Below are 13,316 nucleotides of genomic sequence, written 5' to 3' on the forward strand. Positions count from 1 at the left end.
AGGATACCCTGCCCGTTCAAATGCCACCCTGCCTTGGTCGCAGGTAGTGCAACGGAACAATGACTACAGCGCAATTGAGGAGTAGCCTTTCGCTGCGCTTCACTATAGGAGTCTGTGCATGAGCATCCGCCGTACCAAAATCGTCGCCACCCTTGGCCCCGCCAGCAACTCGCCGGAAGTGATCGAACAGCTGATCCTCGCCGGCCTGGACGTGGCACGCCTGAACTTCTCCCACGGCACTCCGGACGAGCACAAGGCCCGCGCGCGCCTGATCCGAGACATCGCCGCCAAGAACGGCCGCCATGTTGCACTGCTGGGCGACCTGCAGGGTCCGAAGATCCGCATCGCCAAGTTCGCCAACAAGCGCATCGAACTGAAGATCGGTGACAAGTTCACCTTCTCCACCGCCCACCCGCTGACCGAAGGCAACCAGGACATCGTCGGTATCGACTACCCCGACCTGGTCAAGGACTGCGGCGTTGGTGACGAATTGCTGCTCGACGATGGCCGCGTGGTCATGCGCGTCGAGACCGCCACCGCAGACGCCCTGCACTGCGTGGTGATCATCGGTGGCCCGCTGTCGGACCACAAAGGCATCAACCGTAAAGGTGGCGGCCTGACCGCACCGGCCCTGACCGAGAAAGACAAGGCCGACATCAAGCTGGCCGCGGAAATGGACCTGGACTACCTGGCCGTGTCCTTCCCGCGTGACGCCAGCGACATGGAATACGCGCGCAAGCTGCGTGACGAAGCCGGCGGCAGCGCCTGGCTGGTGGCCAAGATCGAACGCGCCGAAGCCGTTGCCGACGACGAGACCCTCGACAAGCTGATCGCCGCTTCCGACGCCGTGATGGTTGCCCGAGGCGACCTGGGCGTGGAAATCGGCGACGCCGAGCTGATCGCCATCCAGAAGAAGATCATCCAGCACGCCCGCCGCAACAACAAGGCGGTGATCGTGGCGACCCAGATGATGGAGTCGATGATCCAGAACCCGATGCCGACCCGCGCCGAAGTGTCCGACGTGGCCAACGCCGTGCTGGACAACACCGACGCGGTGATGCTGTCGGCTGAAAGTGCCGCCGGTGCCTACCCGATCGAAGCCGTCCAGGCCATGGCCCGCATCTGCCTGGGTGCCGAAAAGCACCCGACCAGCCAGAAGTCCAGCCACCGCCTGCACACCACCTTCGAGCGCTGCGACGAGAGCATCGCCCTGGCGGCCATGTACACCGCCAACCACTTCCCGGGCGTGAAGGCGATCATCGCCCTGACCGAGAGTGGCTACACCCCGCTGATCATGTCGCGCCTGCGCTCGCACGTGCCGATCTTCGCCCTGTCGCCGCACCGCGCCACCCAGGCGCGCGCCTCGATGTTCCGCGGCGTGTACCCGATCGCCTTCGACCCGGCCTCGCTGCCGGCCGACAAGGTGAGTCAGGCAGCGGTCGACGAACTGCTCAAGCGTGGCCTGGTGGAGCAAGGTGACTGGGTGATCCTGACCAAAGGTGACAGCTACCACACCATCGGTGGCACCAATGGCATGAAGATCCTGCATGTCGGTGATCCGCTGGTCGGTTGATCCCGCCAAGGGGCCGCACCATGGCCCCGTTCGCGGGCACGCCCGCTCCCACAGGGTTAGCAACAAGCCTGAGGCTAGCGCTGTACCTGTGGGAGCGGGCGTGCCCGCGAATGGGCCGGCCCGCTCAACACAAATGCCTCAGGCATGCTCGACAAACACATCAGCAAACACCTGCCCCCGCGGCACCCCGGCAATGAACAGCCGTCGGGCAAACCGCTCGACACTCCCCGGCGCCCCGCACACCAGCGCCACCGTCTGCCGCGTTGAAGGCCGCAACCCGGCCAACGCTTCATCCAGCTGCTCCACCAGTACCAATTCGACATTCACATTCGCCATTTCCCGCAACGGCTCTGCCAAGTAATGCCCGGTGCTGTCCCGCGCCACATGCAGTACCCGAATCTCGCCACGGTGCCCCTGCCGCACTGCCTCGCGCAAGATGCCCCACAGCGGAGCAAGCCCCGTTCCGGCAGCCAGCAGCCAGAGCGGCCGATCCTGCCAGTCCGAGTCGTAATGCAAAGCCCCGCCCCTGAATTCACCCAGGCGCAGCACATCCCCCACCTGCAGGCCACGAACCTTGTCACAAAAAGCACCTGGGCGCTGGCAATCGATGTGAAACTCCAGAAAGTCATCTTCCCCCGGCAGGCTGGCCAGGGAATACGGCCGCGCTACCGACCCCTTCCACAACACCACATGCTGCCCCGCCTGGTAACGCACCGCACGCTCGGGCCGCAGCCGCACGCGCAACACATCGCCAAACCAGTCCAGGGCACAGACCTGAGCCGGCACACCATCCTGTTGCGGGTCGAACAACGCTACATGCAGGTCCTCGACCACACGGCACTGGCAGGCCAGACGCCAGCCCAAGGCATGCTTGTCCAGCGCCATGGCCTCAGGCAGCGCATCCAGCGGTTGCCCGGCCAGGCAGTGCACCAGGCAGGCATGGCAGCTGCCGGCGCGGCAGCTGTAAGGCACATTGAGCCCGGCCTCGTTCAAGGCATCGAGCAGGTTGCTGCCGGTCGGCACCGCCCAGCGGCGCTCGCCCACGCAAAGTTCGGGCATGTTCAGCTATCTCTTCCAGCTCTTGAGTTTCTGGGGCCGCAGGGCTGCCCCCTCCAAGCATCCTATCTCTACAGCAAGCCAGCAAGAACAATGCCTGCCCCCTGCCGACCATGGTCCAGACCACTCGCAGGTGTTTCGCACGGTGAGGCACGCTATACTGCCGCGCCCTTTTGCGTCGGCCATGCTGCCGGCGCGCCTTTGCAAGGCGTTTCGACACGCTGGTCGGCACCGTCGAGCGTCTATATGAATGTTCCCGTCTTTAAGAGGAGCGCGCTGCATGACCGTGATCAAGCAAGACGACCTGATTCAGAGCGTCGCCGACGCCCTGCAATTCATCTCGTACTACCACCCCGTCGATTTCATCCAGGCCATGCACGAGGCCTATCTGCGTGAAGAGTCGCCTGCTGCGCGCGACTCCATCGCCCAGATCCTGATCAACTCGCGCATGTGCGCCACCGGCCACCGCCCGATCTGCCAGGACACCGGTATCGTCACCGTGTTCGTGCGTGTGGGCATGGACGTGCGTTGGGACGGCGCCACCCTGAGCGTCGACGACATGATCAACGAAGGTGTGCGTCGCGCCTACAACCTGCCTGAAAACGTCCTGCGCGCTTCGATCCTGGCCGACCCGGCCGGTGCCCGCAAGAACACCAAGGACAACACCCCGGCAGTGATCCACTACTCCATCGTCCCCGGCGACAAGGTCGAGGTCGATGTCGCAGCCAAGGGCGGCGGCTCGGAGAACAAGTCGAAGATGGCCATGCTCAACCCGTCCGACTCGATCGTCGACTGGGTACTGAAGACCGTCCCGACCATGGGCGCTGGCTGGTGCCCGCCTGGCATGCTCGGCATCGGCATCGGCGGTACCGCCGAGAAGGCCGCAGTGATGGCCAAGGAAGTGTTGATGGAGTCCATCGACATCCACGAACTGAAAGCCCGTGGCCCGCAGAACCGCCTGGAAGAAATCCGCCTGGAGCTGTTCGAGAAGGTCAACCAGCTGGGCATCGGCGCCCAGGGCCTGGGCGGCCTGACCACCGTGCTCGACGTCAAGATCATGGACTACCCGACCCACGCCGCTTCGCTGCCGGTGTGCATGATCCCCAACTGCGCTGCCACCCGCCACGCCCACTTCGTGCTCGATGGCTCCGGCCCGGCCGAGCTGGAAGCGCCGTCGCTGGACGCCTACCCGGAAATCGTCTGGGAAGCCGGCCCGAGCGCCCGTCGCGTCAACCTCGACGCCATCACCCCGGAAGAAGTCGCCAGCTGGAAGCCGGGCGAAACCATCCTGCTCAACGGCAAGATGCTGACCGGCCGCGATGCCGCGCACAAGCGCATGGTCGAAATGCTCAACCGTGGCGAAGAGCTGCCGGTGGACCTGAAAGGCCGCTTCATCTACTACGTCGGCCCGGTCGACCCGGTCGGTGACGAAGTGGTAGGCCCAGCCGGCCCGACCACCGCTACCCGCATGGACAAATTCACCCGCCAGATCCTCGAACAGACCGGCCTGCTGGGCATGATCGGCAAGTCCGAGCGCGGCCCTGCCGCCATCGAAGCGATCAAGGACAACAAGGCCGTGTACCTGATGGCCGTCGGCGGCGCTGCCTACCTGGTGGCCCAGGCCATCCGCAAGTCGAAGGTCCTGGCCTTCGCCGAACTGGGCATGGAAGCGATCTACGAGTTCGAGGTCAAGGACATGCCGGTGACCGTCGCCGTGGACAGCAACGGTGAGTCGGTACACATCACTGGCCCAGCCCTTTGGCAGAACAAGATTGCCCAGAGCCTGGCAGTCGAAGTGAAGTAAGCCTGATGTAACCGTGTCGCCTTCTTCGCGGGTAAACCCGCTCCCACAGGGACAGCGCAAGCCTGGGGCTACGCGCTACCTGTGGGAGCGGGTTCACCCGCGAAGAGGCCGCCCCTGTTCTACACAATTCGTTCGAACTGCTCCGGCCAATCCCTGCGGGTAAACACCTGCCCTTCCCGCCTCACCCGCCGTACTTCCTCAAGGTCCACCTCACAGACCAGCCACTGACTAGTGGCAGGGCTCAATTCCTCACTCAAGGCCACCACCCCATCCCCCGGCATCCCGTGATCCGGCGGTACGAACAACCCTGCCCGGCCGATATTCTCGTCCAGCGCCGGCGACCAGGGCGCCAGCCCGACCGTAGGGCTCTGCAACACCGCAAGCTGGTTCTCCAACGCCCGCGCCTGCGCGCCAATGCGCACCCGGTGGTAACCCGCCTCGGTGTCGGTACAGCTCGGCGCCAGGATAAGGTCGGCACCAGCCTCGGCCAGGCGCCGGGCCAGCATCGGGAATTCGTTGTCGTAGCAGATCAGGATCCCCAGGCGCCCCAGTTCGGTTTCAAACACCTGCAGCCCCTGGCCCGCGGCTATGTCCCACTGCTCCCGCTCGAAACGGGTCATCATCAGCTTGTCCTGGTAGCCCAGTACACCCTTGGGGCCGAACAGCCAGGCACGGTTGCGGTAGCGCCCATCACTGTCCAGCACCGGTACGCTGCCCGGTTGCAGGTAGATCCCCCAGCGCCGGGCAATGCTCTCGCACAGCGCCTTCCATGGCTCGATCAGCGGCTGGATGCCGGCGATGGAAGCCTTCAGGTCACCTCGCTGCTCGACACTCAGCTGCCCGCTGAGCACCAGCCCGGCGTACTCCGGCAACAGCAGCAGGCGGGCCCCAGCTTCCACCGCCTCGGCGCACAGGCCTTGCAGGTGGTCGGCGTAGGCCTCCCAGGTTTCATGCAGCTCGATGGCATACTGGCAGGCCGCCAGGCGAATCATATCGGCAGTTCCTTGAGCCAGAACGACATCAGCTTGTCGGAGCTTTCCTGCTCGTCCAGGTCACGCCAGGCGTAGCTGGTGCGCAGCGACGGGTCGTGCAGGAAGCCGCGGTTTCGCCAGAAGCCGTGCAACGGTTTGTAGTCCACTGGCCGCCGCGGATGCACCCCTGGCCGCTCGACCGCGCAGAACGCGCAGTAATCGAACTCGGCCAGCTTGTGCGCGTAGGACTCGCGCTCGATGAAAAAGCGCACCCCCAGGCCCTGGCCACGGTATTCGGGCAGTACCACCGATTCACCGAAGTAGTACACGCTGGCCGGGTCACGCCCCTGGGCCAGGAACGGCTGCTGGAACTCGGGGGCGACATCCACCAGCGGCAGGCCGGTGGAGGCGCCGACCACCTTGCCGTCGTCCAGCGCCAGCACCACCAGGCTGCGCCCGGAGCGCGCATAGGTGGCCAGGTACTCGGCCTCGTACTCCGGGGTGCCGTCATAAAGGTAGGGAAACTCGCGGAACACGGTAAGGCGCAGGCGAGCGAGGTCATCGATGTAAGGCGCGATAGCGGCGCCGTGCAACAGGCGTATTTCCATGCTTGGCGGTCGTTTTGTCGATGTGGATGACGCGCTCGGCTAAGCCGGGCTTGAGGGGAAACCCTATCATCCGGAGCAACGACCCGCCTTTTCCCTCCACGACAGGTATTGTTCCATGACCGCTACCGAACTGGTAAATGCTTACTACGCCGCCTTCAACGCTGGAGACATGCCCGCCTTTCTCGCCCTGCTCAGCGAGGATGTGATCCACGACATCAACCAGGGCGAGCGGCAGATGGGCAAGGCCCGGTTTGCAGCGTTCATGGACAAGATGAACCGCTGCTACCGCGAGCGCCTGGCCGATATCGTGGTAATGCAGAACGCCGACGGCAGCCGCGCGGCGGCGGAGTTCACCGTGCATGGGGAATATCTGGCCGATGACGAAGGGTTGCCGGCGGCCAACGGGCAGACCTATGTGCTGCCGGCGGGGGCGTTCTTCTATATCCACTGCGGGAAGATTGCCCGGGTGACCAACTACTACAACCTCAATGACTGGGTCGAGCAGGTGGCCTGATCAGGGTGTATTGCCTGTACTGGCCTCTTCGCGGGCACGCCCGCTCCCACAGGGATCCCACACAACTTCAGAGCAGTGAGGTAAATGTGGGAGCGGGCATGCCCGCGAAGAGGCCCTGTCAGACAATACGGGTACCAAGCACCTTGAGGAAGGCAGCCAGCCACGCCGGATGCGCCGGCCATGCCGGTGCCGTCACCAGGTTGCCGTCCACATGCGCCTGGTCCACCGCGATATCGATGAATGTCCCACCCGCCAGGCGCACTTCCGGCGCACACGCCGGGTACGCACTGCATTCACGCCCTTCCAGCACACCGGCCGCTGCCAGCAACTGGGCACCATGGCATACCGCCGCGATCGGCTTGCCGGCCTGGTCGAACGCGCGCACCAGCTCCAGCACCTTTTCATCCAGACGCAGGTACTCTGGCGCACGGCCCCCCGGGATCAACAACGCGTCGTAACTCTCGGCCCGCACCCGCACAAAGTCATAATTCAAGGCAAAGTTGTGCCCCGGCTTTTCGCTGTAGGTCTGTTCGCCCTCAAAATCATGAATCGCGGTACGCACTGTCTGCCCCGCGACCTTTTCCGGGCATACCGCATGCACCGTGTGCCCGACCATGCTCAGCGCCTGGAACGGCACCATGACCTCGTAGTCTTCGACGTAGTCACCAACCAGCATGAGAATTTTCTTCGCCGTCATCGCACCCACTCCTTCGATTACCTTGAGACAGTCACTGCACGATAGCCGGTCTCAGTCGCGACGGTCGAGCAAGTTGACCACCAACCGGTCCAGCCACCCCCACAACCGCTGCTTCACCCGGCGCCACAGCGGCCGGGCATGCCAATGGCCGAGGTCGACCACCTCGCTCAAGGCGAAATCACGCTCGAAGCTGGCCTGCACGGCCGCCGTCAGCGGCGGGTCGAGTGCTTCGATATTGGCCTCGAGGTTGAAGCGCAGGTTCCAGTGATCGAAGTTGCATGAGCCGATACTGACCCAGTCGTCGATCAGCACCATTTTCAGGTGCAGGAAACACGGTTGATACTCGTAGATGCGCACCCCGGCGCGCAGCAAACGGGGGTAATAGCGGTGCCCGGCGTAACGTACCGAGGGGTGATCAGTGCGCGGACCGGTCAGCAGCAGCCGCACATCGACCCCCTTGCCGGCAGCCCGGCGCAGCGAGCGGCGCACGCTCCAGGTCGGCAGGAAGTAAGGTGTGGCCAGCCACACTCGCTGCTTGCCGCTGTTGATCGCCCGCACCAGCGAATGCAGGATGTCCTGGTGCTGGCGGGCGTCGGCATAGGCTACCCGGCCCATGCCCTGCCCCTGCGCAGGCACCTTGGGCAGGCGTGGCAGGCCAAAGCCCTCGGCGGGGCGCCAGGCGGTGCGACGGTTGTTGGCGTGCCACTGGCGGTCGAACAGCAACTGCCAGTCGTTCACCACCGGCCCCTGCATCTGCACCATCACCTCGTGCCATTCACTGGTCGCCTCGCCCGGCGTCCAGAACTCGTCGGTGACGCCCGTGCCGCCCACCACGGCCCAGCGCTCATCCACCAGCAGCAGCTTGCGGTGATCGCGGTACAGGTTGCGCAGGCCGCGCTTCCAGCGCAGGCGGTTGTACCAGCGCAGGTACACACCCGCCTCCAGCAGGCGCTGACGCAGCTTGCTGTTGAAAGCCAGCGAGCCATAGTCGTCGAACAGGCAGCGCACCCGCACGCCGCGTCGGGCGGCCTGCTCCAACGCTTCGACCACCGCATCCGCGCAGTCACCGGCCTCGACCAGGTACAGCTCCAGGTCGACCTGGATTTCGGCGCGCATGATCGCCAGGAGCATGCGCGGAAAAAACTCGGGGCCGTCGATCAAAAGTTCGAACTGGTTGCCATCCCGCCAGGGGAAGACCGGCCCCGACATGTCAGCGGGCGGTGAAGATCAGCACCGCACTAACCGGCACCGTCGGGTTGATGGACTTGAGCCCGGCGAACTTGCGCAGGCGTTGCAGCCCTGGCAGCAGGCCGAAATCCTCGGCGCGCAGCACCAGGGGCTCAAGGGTCACCACCTGGAAGCGTCGCTCGTCCAGGCGGGTGGCCAGCAGCAAGGCGTTGTAGCTGTGCGACTGGCCATGCAGGGTCACCGTCAGCGGCAGGCGCAGTTCGATCTGGGCACCGTTGGCCAGGTCGTTGATCGGCCGCAGGTCCAGTTGCGCCTGCACCTTGGCTTCGGCAAAACGCTCGACCTCGAACAGGTCCTCGCGCATGCGTTCGTCACGCAGCGGAACGCCACTGCTCACCGAGTCCATCTCGATGCTCAGCCCGGCAACGCCCTTGCGGTCCACCGTGCCATGCAGCACCAGAAAGCGGTGCACTTCGGCGGTGTTACCGTTCTTGCCGGTAATGAACGAAAGGCGCGAGGACTCGCCATCGAGGTGCCAGTTGGCGTGGGCGGGCAGGCAAAAAGCCAGCAACAAGGCGGGCAGCAGGCGGGGCAGCTTGAACATGACAGATCTCGTGAAACCAGGCCGCCAACCTTACCCGCCCGCCTTCACGGCAGCAAGCGGCAGCCCTCGCGTGGGCCTTGCCAGGCGGCCTGATTGCGTCGGCCCAGGCCTTCGGCGGTGACCTGCCGCTGTTGGCTGTTTTCCTCCAGCAGGCTCAGCGGCAGCCATTGCTTCACGTAGCCTTGGCAATATGCCGGTTCGAAACCCATGACGAAGCGGCACGAGCAGTATTCCTTGGCCGAGTAGGCCGAAAGGATACCGGGGAAGTCCGCCAGGGCCTGGCGCTCGTGCCAGGCCCAGTACACCAGCCCCAGCAATACCAGCAGCACTACCCGCTTCATGCCCCCTTCCCGGCCAGCGCCACCAGTATTAGCTTGAGCATCTCGTCGTGCTGGTAGCTGTCGTCGCGGTCATCGGCGTATCGCACGATCACCAGCTTTTGCGCGGGTAGCACGTACAGCGCCTGGCCCCAGTGGCCAAGGGCTGCGTAGGTGTCGGCAGGCGCACTCGGCCAAGGCCGTGCAGCGCCGGCCAGCGGCTGGTTGAGCCACCAGTGTCCGCCGGGGTTGGCCTCGCCGGGCACTGCTTCGGCCGCGGCGAACGGCGTGCGGTTGAAGGCCACCCAGGGCCTGGGCAGCAATTGCCGATCCTGCCAGCGCCCCTCGCGCTGCATCAGCAGGCCGATGCGTGCCAGGTCGCGAGCGCTGAGGTACAGGTAGGACGAGCCCACGTAGGTACCCGCCCTGTCACGCTCCCATACCGCGCTGTCGATCCCTAACGGGGTGAACAGCGCATGCCAGGGGTAGTCGGGGTACTGACTGGCATCGAGCATGCCGCGCAGCGCGGCGGCCAGCAGGTTGCTGTCGCCACTGGAGTAGAGAAACCGCTGGCCCGGGCTGGCCACCGTGTCCCGCGCTGCCGTATAGGCCGCCATGTCCTCGCGGCCACGGGTATACAGCATGGCCACCACCGAGGACTTGAGTGGGGCGTACTCGTAGTCCTCCTGCCAGTCCAGGCCGCTGGCCCAATGCAGCAGGTCGGCCATGCGCACGCCGGGATGGGCCTGCATGGCCGGGTAGAAGCGGGTGACCGGGTCCTGCAGCTGGAAGCGGCCTTCGCCCTGGGCTACCCCCAGCAGCGTGGCAAGCACGCTCTTGCTGATCGACCAGGTGAGGTGGGCGGTGGCGGCGCTGGTCGGGGGGGCGTAGCGTTCGTGGAGGATGCGCCCGTCGCGGATGATCAGCAGCGCGTCGGTGCGGATGCCGCTGCGTTCGGCAGTGGCGCGTGCGGGGAAGGCGTAGGCGTCGACGGCTTGCCAGTCGAGGGGGGCAGGGTCGTTGTGCCAGTCAGGGTCAGGCCAGACCTCAGCCTTGGCAGGGGCCATGGCCATACAAAAAAACAGCAGCAGACCTTTCAGCATCCCAGTACAGGCTCGCGTTATTTGGGGCTGCCTTGCAGCCCTTCGCGGGCCCGCCCGCTCCCACAGGGATCGCACCATTCATGGAGTCAGCGACATACCTGTGGGAGCGGGCAAGCCCGCGAAGGGCCGCACAGCGGCCCCAGGAATCATCGGATCACACCAACCTATCAGGCATTCATGACAATCCCGCAGCAGCCCACGCCTTGTTCAGCCGCTTCTCCCGCGCCGCCGCCGCCAGCGCCATCACCCCTTGGTCACGCTGCCAGATCTGCGCCCAATGCGCCGCCCCCGCCGCCAACGCGGCATCGATTTCCCCCCGCAGCGCCTGGAACTGCGCAAACAACCCGCCCAGCAACAAATGGCAGCCAACGCTGTCGGCACACTGCCGGCTACCCTCGGCACACCCGGCCAGCAGCCCAAGCAACTGCAGGCGCAGGGCCTGCGGCCAGGCGCACTCCTGCCCAACGCCATACAGCCAGGCCGTCAACGCCGTAAGCACATACAAGTCCTCCAGCGAACGGAACGGCTTCACATAGGCATCCCAACCATCACCGGCCAGCAACTCGCACGCAGCCTGCTCCAGCACCAGCCGCCCATGGCCCACCTCTGGCATCAGCGGCAGGGTGGGCAGCGCTTCCAGCGTCACCCCTGGCTCCCCGGGGTAGACCACCGCCAGGTTCAACTGCGGCGCCGCCCCCGTCGCCTCGCTGCGCGCCGCCACCAGCAGCCATTCCGCCTCCAGGCCCGCAGTGACGAAGTCCTTGCTGCCGGTCAGCCGCAAGCCGTCCAGGCGCGTGCGCATGTCCGCCGGCCGCACGCTGCGCCGTTCTGTGGCACACAGGGCACCGAGGCTGGGTGGGGCACTGGGCCACAGCACGCGCAAGGCGGCCTGGTAGCCGACCAGGAAAGCCAGGCCCGGGGTGGCCATTGCGCGCCCACCGAGCACCGCCAGTTCGAACGGGGCAACCGGGCCAAGGCGCTCGAGCAGCGCTGCATAGGTTTCGCCCAGGGTGCCCGCCAGCGCTTGGCGAAGCGGGTCGTTGAGTCGTTGCAACCAGGCCATCGGTCGGCTCCTTGCTGAGGGGCTTTCTGTTAAGACTCAGGGGGGTGTCACGCAAGCATCACCAAAGATTCACAGGGGTGACACCCCGTCTACCTAGGCTGACTTTGCACAACAAAGCCGACCGGCCGCAACCCTTCATGGCTGGCTTATGGAGACTCGTAATGACTCGGATCGCTCACGCTGGCGACAACAGCACCGAACGCCGTCTGCAAGCCGAACGCCTGGTTGGCGCCGCGGCCCTGCAAGAAGCCCAGGCCCTGCGCTACAAAGTGTTCAGCGCCGAATTCAAGGCCAGGCTAAATGGTGCCGAGCAAGGCCTGGACATGGACGACTACGACGTGCACTGCCGCCACATTGGCGTACGCGACCTGAGCACCGGCGAGTTGGTTGCCACCACCCGCCTGCTCGACCATCAGGCCGCCAGCAGCCTGGGCCGCTTCTATAGCGAAGAAGAATTCAGCCTGCACGGCCTGTTGCAGCTGCAGGGCCCGATCCTGGAGTTGGGCCGCACCTGCGTAGCCCCCGACTACCGCAACGGTGGCACCATCGCCGTGCTCTGGGGCGAACTGGCCGAAGTGCTCAACGAAGGCCGCTACAGCTACCTGATGGGCTGCGCCAGCATCCCCATGCAAGATGGCGGGGTACAGGCCCACGCGGTGATGCAGCGCCTGCGTGACCGCTACCTGTGCACCGAGCACCTGCGTGCCGAGCCGAAGAACCCGTTGCCCAAACTGGCCCTGCCAAACAACGTCATTGCCGAAATGCCACCGCTGCTCAAGGCGTACATGCGCCTGGGCGCGAAGATCTGCGGCGAGCCGTGCTGGGACGAAGACTTCCAGGTGGCCGACGTGTTCATCCTGCTCAAGCGCGACGAGCTGTGCCCGCGCTACGCCCGCCACTTCAAGGCAGCGGTCTGATGCCGAAGCTGCGGGTACTGGCCCGCCTGACTCGACTGCTGCTGGTACTGCTGCTGGGCATGCTGATGGCCAGCGTGATCGCCCTGGGCGAACGCCTGGGGTTCAAGGCGCCCATCGAGCGCCGCCAGCGCTGGACCTGCCTGTTCATGAAGCGCCTGGTCGCGGCCCTGCCCTTCGATGTGCGGGTGGTCGGTGAGCTGCCGCAGCGGCCGATGCTGTGGGTCAGCAACCATGTGTCCTGGACCGATATCCCCCTGCTCGGCATGCTGCTGCCGCTGTCGTTCCTGTCCAAGGCCGAGGTGCGCCACTGGCCGGTGGCCGGCTGGCTGGCGGAAAAGGCCGGCACCCTGTTCATCCGCCGTGGCGGGGGCGACAGCCAGCGCCTGCGTGAACAGATCGCCGGGCAACTGGGCCTGGCCCGGCCGCTGCTGATCTTCCCGGAAGGCACCACCACCAACGGCCGCAACCTGCGCACCTTCCATGGCCGTCTGCTGGCAGGCGCCATCGACCGCGGCGTGGCGGTGCAGCCGGTCGCCATCCAGTACCTGCGCGATGGCCAGATCGACCCGATTGCGCCGTTCATTGGTGATGATGACCTGGTGTCGCACCTGATGCGCCTGTTCGCCCAGCCGCGGGGGGAGGTTTGCATTCAGCTGCTGCAGCCGATCGGCAGTGTGGGCAAGGAGCGAGCGGTGCTGGCGTTGCAGGCGCAGCAGGCGATTCACCTGGCATTGTTCGGGGTTGAAGACGTTGAGCTGGCGCCACGGCGGCAGGCGCGGGCAGCCTGAATTCTTGCACTGCCAGTACCGGCCTCTTCGCGGGTAAACCCGCTCCCACAGGGATAGTGTGATCCCGAAGATAGCGCTGTACCTGTGGGAGCGGGTTCACCCGCGAAGAAGCT

General features: G+C 65.4%; 14 protein-coding genes. 5 read left to right on the forward strand and 9 right to left on the reverse strand.

Annotated features, from left to right (window positions below):
* The first annotated feature begins 118 nt into the window (after positions 1–118).
* Positions 119–1,573: a pyruvate kinase gene (gene pyk, locus A4C63_RS14485; RefSeq protein ID WP_063913252.1), complete on the forward strand. Its 1,455-nt coding sequence runs from the start codon at positions 119–121 to the stop codon at positions 1,571–1,573.
* A 138-nt stretch (positions 1,574–1,711) separates the two neighbouring features.
* Here pyk and A4C63_RS14490 read toward each other — a convergent pair whose 3' ends face one another.
* Positions 1,712–2,632: an iron-sulfur-binding ferredoxin reductase gene (locus A4C63_RS14490; protein WP_063913253.1), complete on the reverse strand. Its 921-nt coding sequence runs from the start codon at positions 2,630–2,632 to the stop codon at positions 1,712–1,714.
* Positions 2,633–2,909: 277 nt separating this feature from the next.
* Between A4C63_RS14490 and A4C63_RS14495 the strand changes: the two genes are divergently transcribed.
* Positions 2,910–4,433 (forward strand): fumarate hydratase, encoded by a 1,524-nt coding sequence (locus A4C63_RS14495; protein WP_063913254.1) that lies wholly within the window; start codon positions 2,910–2,912, stop codon positions 4,431–4,433.
* 119 nt (positions 4,434–4,552) lie between these two features.
* On the opposite strand, the gene A4C63_RS14500 is transcribed toward A4C63_RS14495, so the two are convergent.
* Together A4C63_RS14500 and A4C63_RS14505 are read right to left on the reverse strand one after the other, a co-directional pair.
* Complete coding sequence (locus A4C63_RS14500; RefSeq protein ID WP_063913255.1) at positions 4,553–5,425, reverse strand: carbon-nitrogen hydrolase family protein; 873 nt, start codon at positions 5,423–5,425, stop codon at positions 4,553–4,555.
* Complete coding sequence (locus tag A4C63_RS14505) at positions 5,422–6,012, reverse strand: GNAT family N-acetyltransferase (RefSeq protein WP_063913256.1); 591 nt, start codon at positions 6,010–6,012, stop codon at positions 5,422–5,424. Before A4C63_RS14505 ends, A4C63_RS14500 begins: the two co-directional genes overlap by 4 nt.
* A gap of 115 nt (positions 6,013–6,127) precedes the next feature.
* On the opposite strand from A4C63_RS14505, the gene A4C63_RS14510 reads away from it, so the two are divergent.
* Entirely contained in the window at positions 6,128–6,526 is a 399-nt protein-coding gene (locus A4C63_RS14510; protein WP_025340507.1) for a nuclear transport factor 2 family protein, read from the forward strand.
* Between the two features lie 118 nt (positions 6,527–6,644).
* Here the strand turns inward: A4C63_RS14510 and A4C63_RS14515 are convergent, their stop codons facing one another.
* From A4C63_RS14515 to A4C63_RS14540, 6 genes are all read right to left on the reverse strand, one after another.
* Positions 6,645–7,223, reverse strand: a complete 579-nt coding sequence (locus A4C63_RS14515) for a DJ-1/PfpI family protein (protein ID WP_063913257.1) — start codon at positions 7,221–7,223, stop codon at positions 6,645–6,647.
* 51 nt (positions 7,224–7,274) lie between these two features.
* A complete protein-coding gene (locus A4C63_RS14520) occupies positions 7,275–8,432 on the reverse strand; it encodes a phosphatidylserine/phosphatidylglycerophosphate/cardiolipin synthase family protein (protein WP_063913258.1) in 1,158 nt (385 codons plus the stop codon).
* Position 8,433: 1 nt separating this feature from the next.
* Complete coding sequence (locus A4C63_RS14525) at positions 8,434–9,015, reverse strand: YceI family protein (RefSeq protein WP_063913259.1); 582 nt, start codon at positions 9,013–9,015, stop codon at positions 8,434–8,436.
* 44 nt (positions 9,016–9,059) lie between these two features.
* Positions 9,060–9,356: a hypothetical protein gene (locus tag A4C63_RS14530; RefSeq protein ID WP_063913260.1), complete on the reverse strand. Its 297-nt coding sequence runs from the start codon at positions 9,354–9,356 to the stop codon at positions 9,060–9,062.
* Positions 9,353–10,435, reverse strand: a complete 1,083-nt coding sequence (locus A4C63_RS14535; protein WP_063913261.1) for a serine hydrolase — start codon at positions 10,433–10,435, stop codon at positions 9,353–9,355. Before A4C63_RS14535 ends, A4C63_RS14530 begins: the two co-directional genes overlap by 4 nt.
* Positions 10,436–10,610: 175 nt before the next feature.
* Complete coding sequence (locus A4C63_RS14540; protein ID WP_063913262.1) at positions 10,611–11,498, reverse strand: hypothetical protein; 888 nt, start codon at positions 11,496–11,498, stop codon at positions 10,611–10,613.
* A 161-nt stretch (positions 11,499–11,659) separates the two neighbouring features.
* On the opposite strand from A4C63_RS14540, the gene olsB reads away from it, so the two are divergent.
* Both olsB and A4C63_RS14550 read left to right on the forward strand, forming a co-directional pair.
* Entirely contained in the window at positions 11,660–12,415 is a 756-nt protein-coding gene (gene olsB / locus A4C63_RS14545) for an L-ornithine N(alpha)-acyltransferase (protein WP_063913263.1), read from the forward strand.
* Positions 12,415–13,203: a lysophospholipid acyltransferase family protein gene (locus A4C63_RS14550; protein ID WP_063913264.1), complete on the forward strand. Its 789-nt coding sequence runs from the start codon at positions 12,415–12,417 to the stop codon at positions 13,201–13,203. Before olsB ends, A4C63_RS14550 begins: the two co-directional genes overlap by 1 nt.
* Positions 13,204–13,316: the final 113 nt, after the last annotated feature.

It is taken from the genome of Pseudomonas sp. p21 (genome assembly GCF_001642705.1).
GTDB lineage: Bacteria > Pseudomonadota > Gammaproteobacteria > Pseudomonadales > Pseudomonadaceae > Aquipseudomonas.

Excerpts from the sequence above, each read along its gene's own strand:
- pyk (WP_063913252.1), top strand. The coding sequence starts at position 119 with ATGAGCATCCGCCGTACCAAAATCGTCGCCACCCTTGGCCCCGCCAGC.
- A4C63_RS14490 (WP_063913253.1), bottom strand. The coding sequence starts at position 2,632 with ATGCCCGAACTTTGCGTGGGCGAGCGCCGCTGGGCGGTGCCGACCGGC.
- A4C63_RS14495 (WP_063913254.1), top strand. The coding sequence starts at position 2,910 with ATGACCGTGATCAAGCAAGACGACCTGATTCAGAGCGTCGCCGACGCC.
- A4C63_RS14500 (WP_063913255.1), bottom strand. The coding sequence starts at position 5,425 with ATGATTCGCCTGGCGGCCTGCCAGTATGCCATCGAGCTGCATGAAACC.
- A4C63_RS14505 (WP_063913256.1), bottom strand. The coding sequence starts at position 6,012 with ATGGAAATACGCCTGTTGCACGGCGCCGCTATCGCGCCTTACATCGAT.
- A4C63_RS14510 (WP_025340507.1), top strand. The coding sequence starts at position 6,128 with ATGACCGCTACCGAACTGGTAAATGCTTACTACGCCGCCTTCAACGCT.
- A4C63_RS14515 (WP_063913257.1), bottom strand. The coding sequence starts at position 7,223 with ATGACGGCGAAGAAAATTCTCATGCTGGTTGGTGACTACGTCGAAGAC.
- A4C63_RS14520 (WP_063913258.1), bottom strand. The coding sequence starts at position 8,432 with ATGTCGGGGCCGGTCTTCCCCTGGCGGGATGGCAACCAGTTCGAACTT.
- A4C63_RS14525 (WP_063913259.1), bottom strand. The coding sequence starts at position 9,015 with ATGTTCAAGCTGCCCCGCCTGCTGCCCGCCTTGTTGCTGGCTTTTTGC.
- A4C63_RS14530 (WP_063913260.1), bottom strand. The coding sequence starts at position 9,356 with ATGAAGCGGGTAGTGCTGCTGGTATTGCTGGGGCTGGTGTACTGGGCC.
- A4C63_RS14535 (WP_063913261.1), bottom strand. The coding sequence starts at position 10,435 with ATGCTGAAAGGTCTGCTGCTGTTTTTTTGTATGGCCATGGCCCCTGCC.
- A4C63_RS14540 (WP_063913262.1), bottom strand. The coding sequence starts at position 11,498 with ATGGCCTGGTTGCAACGACTCAACGACCCGCTTCGCCAAGCGCTGGCG.
- olsB (WP_063913263.1), top strand. The coding sequence starts at position 11,660 with ATGACTCGGATCGCTCACGCTGGCGACAACAGCACCGAACGCCGTCTG.
- A4C63_RS14550 (WP_063913264.1), top strand. The coding sequence starts at position 12,415 with ATGCCGAAGCTGCGGGTACTGGCCCGCCTGACTCGACTGCTGCTGGTA.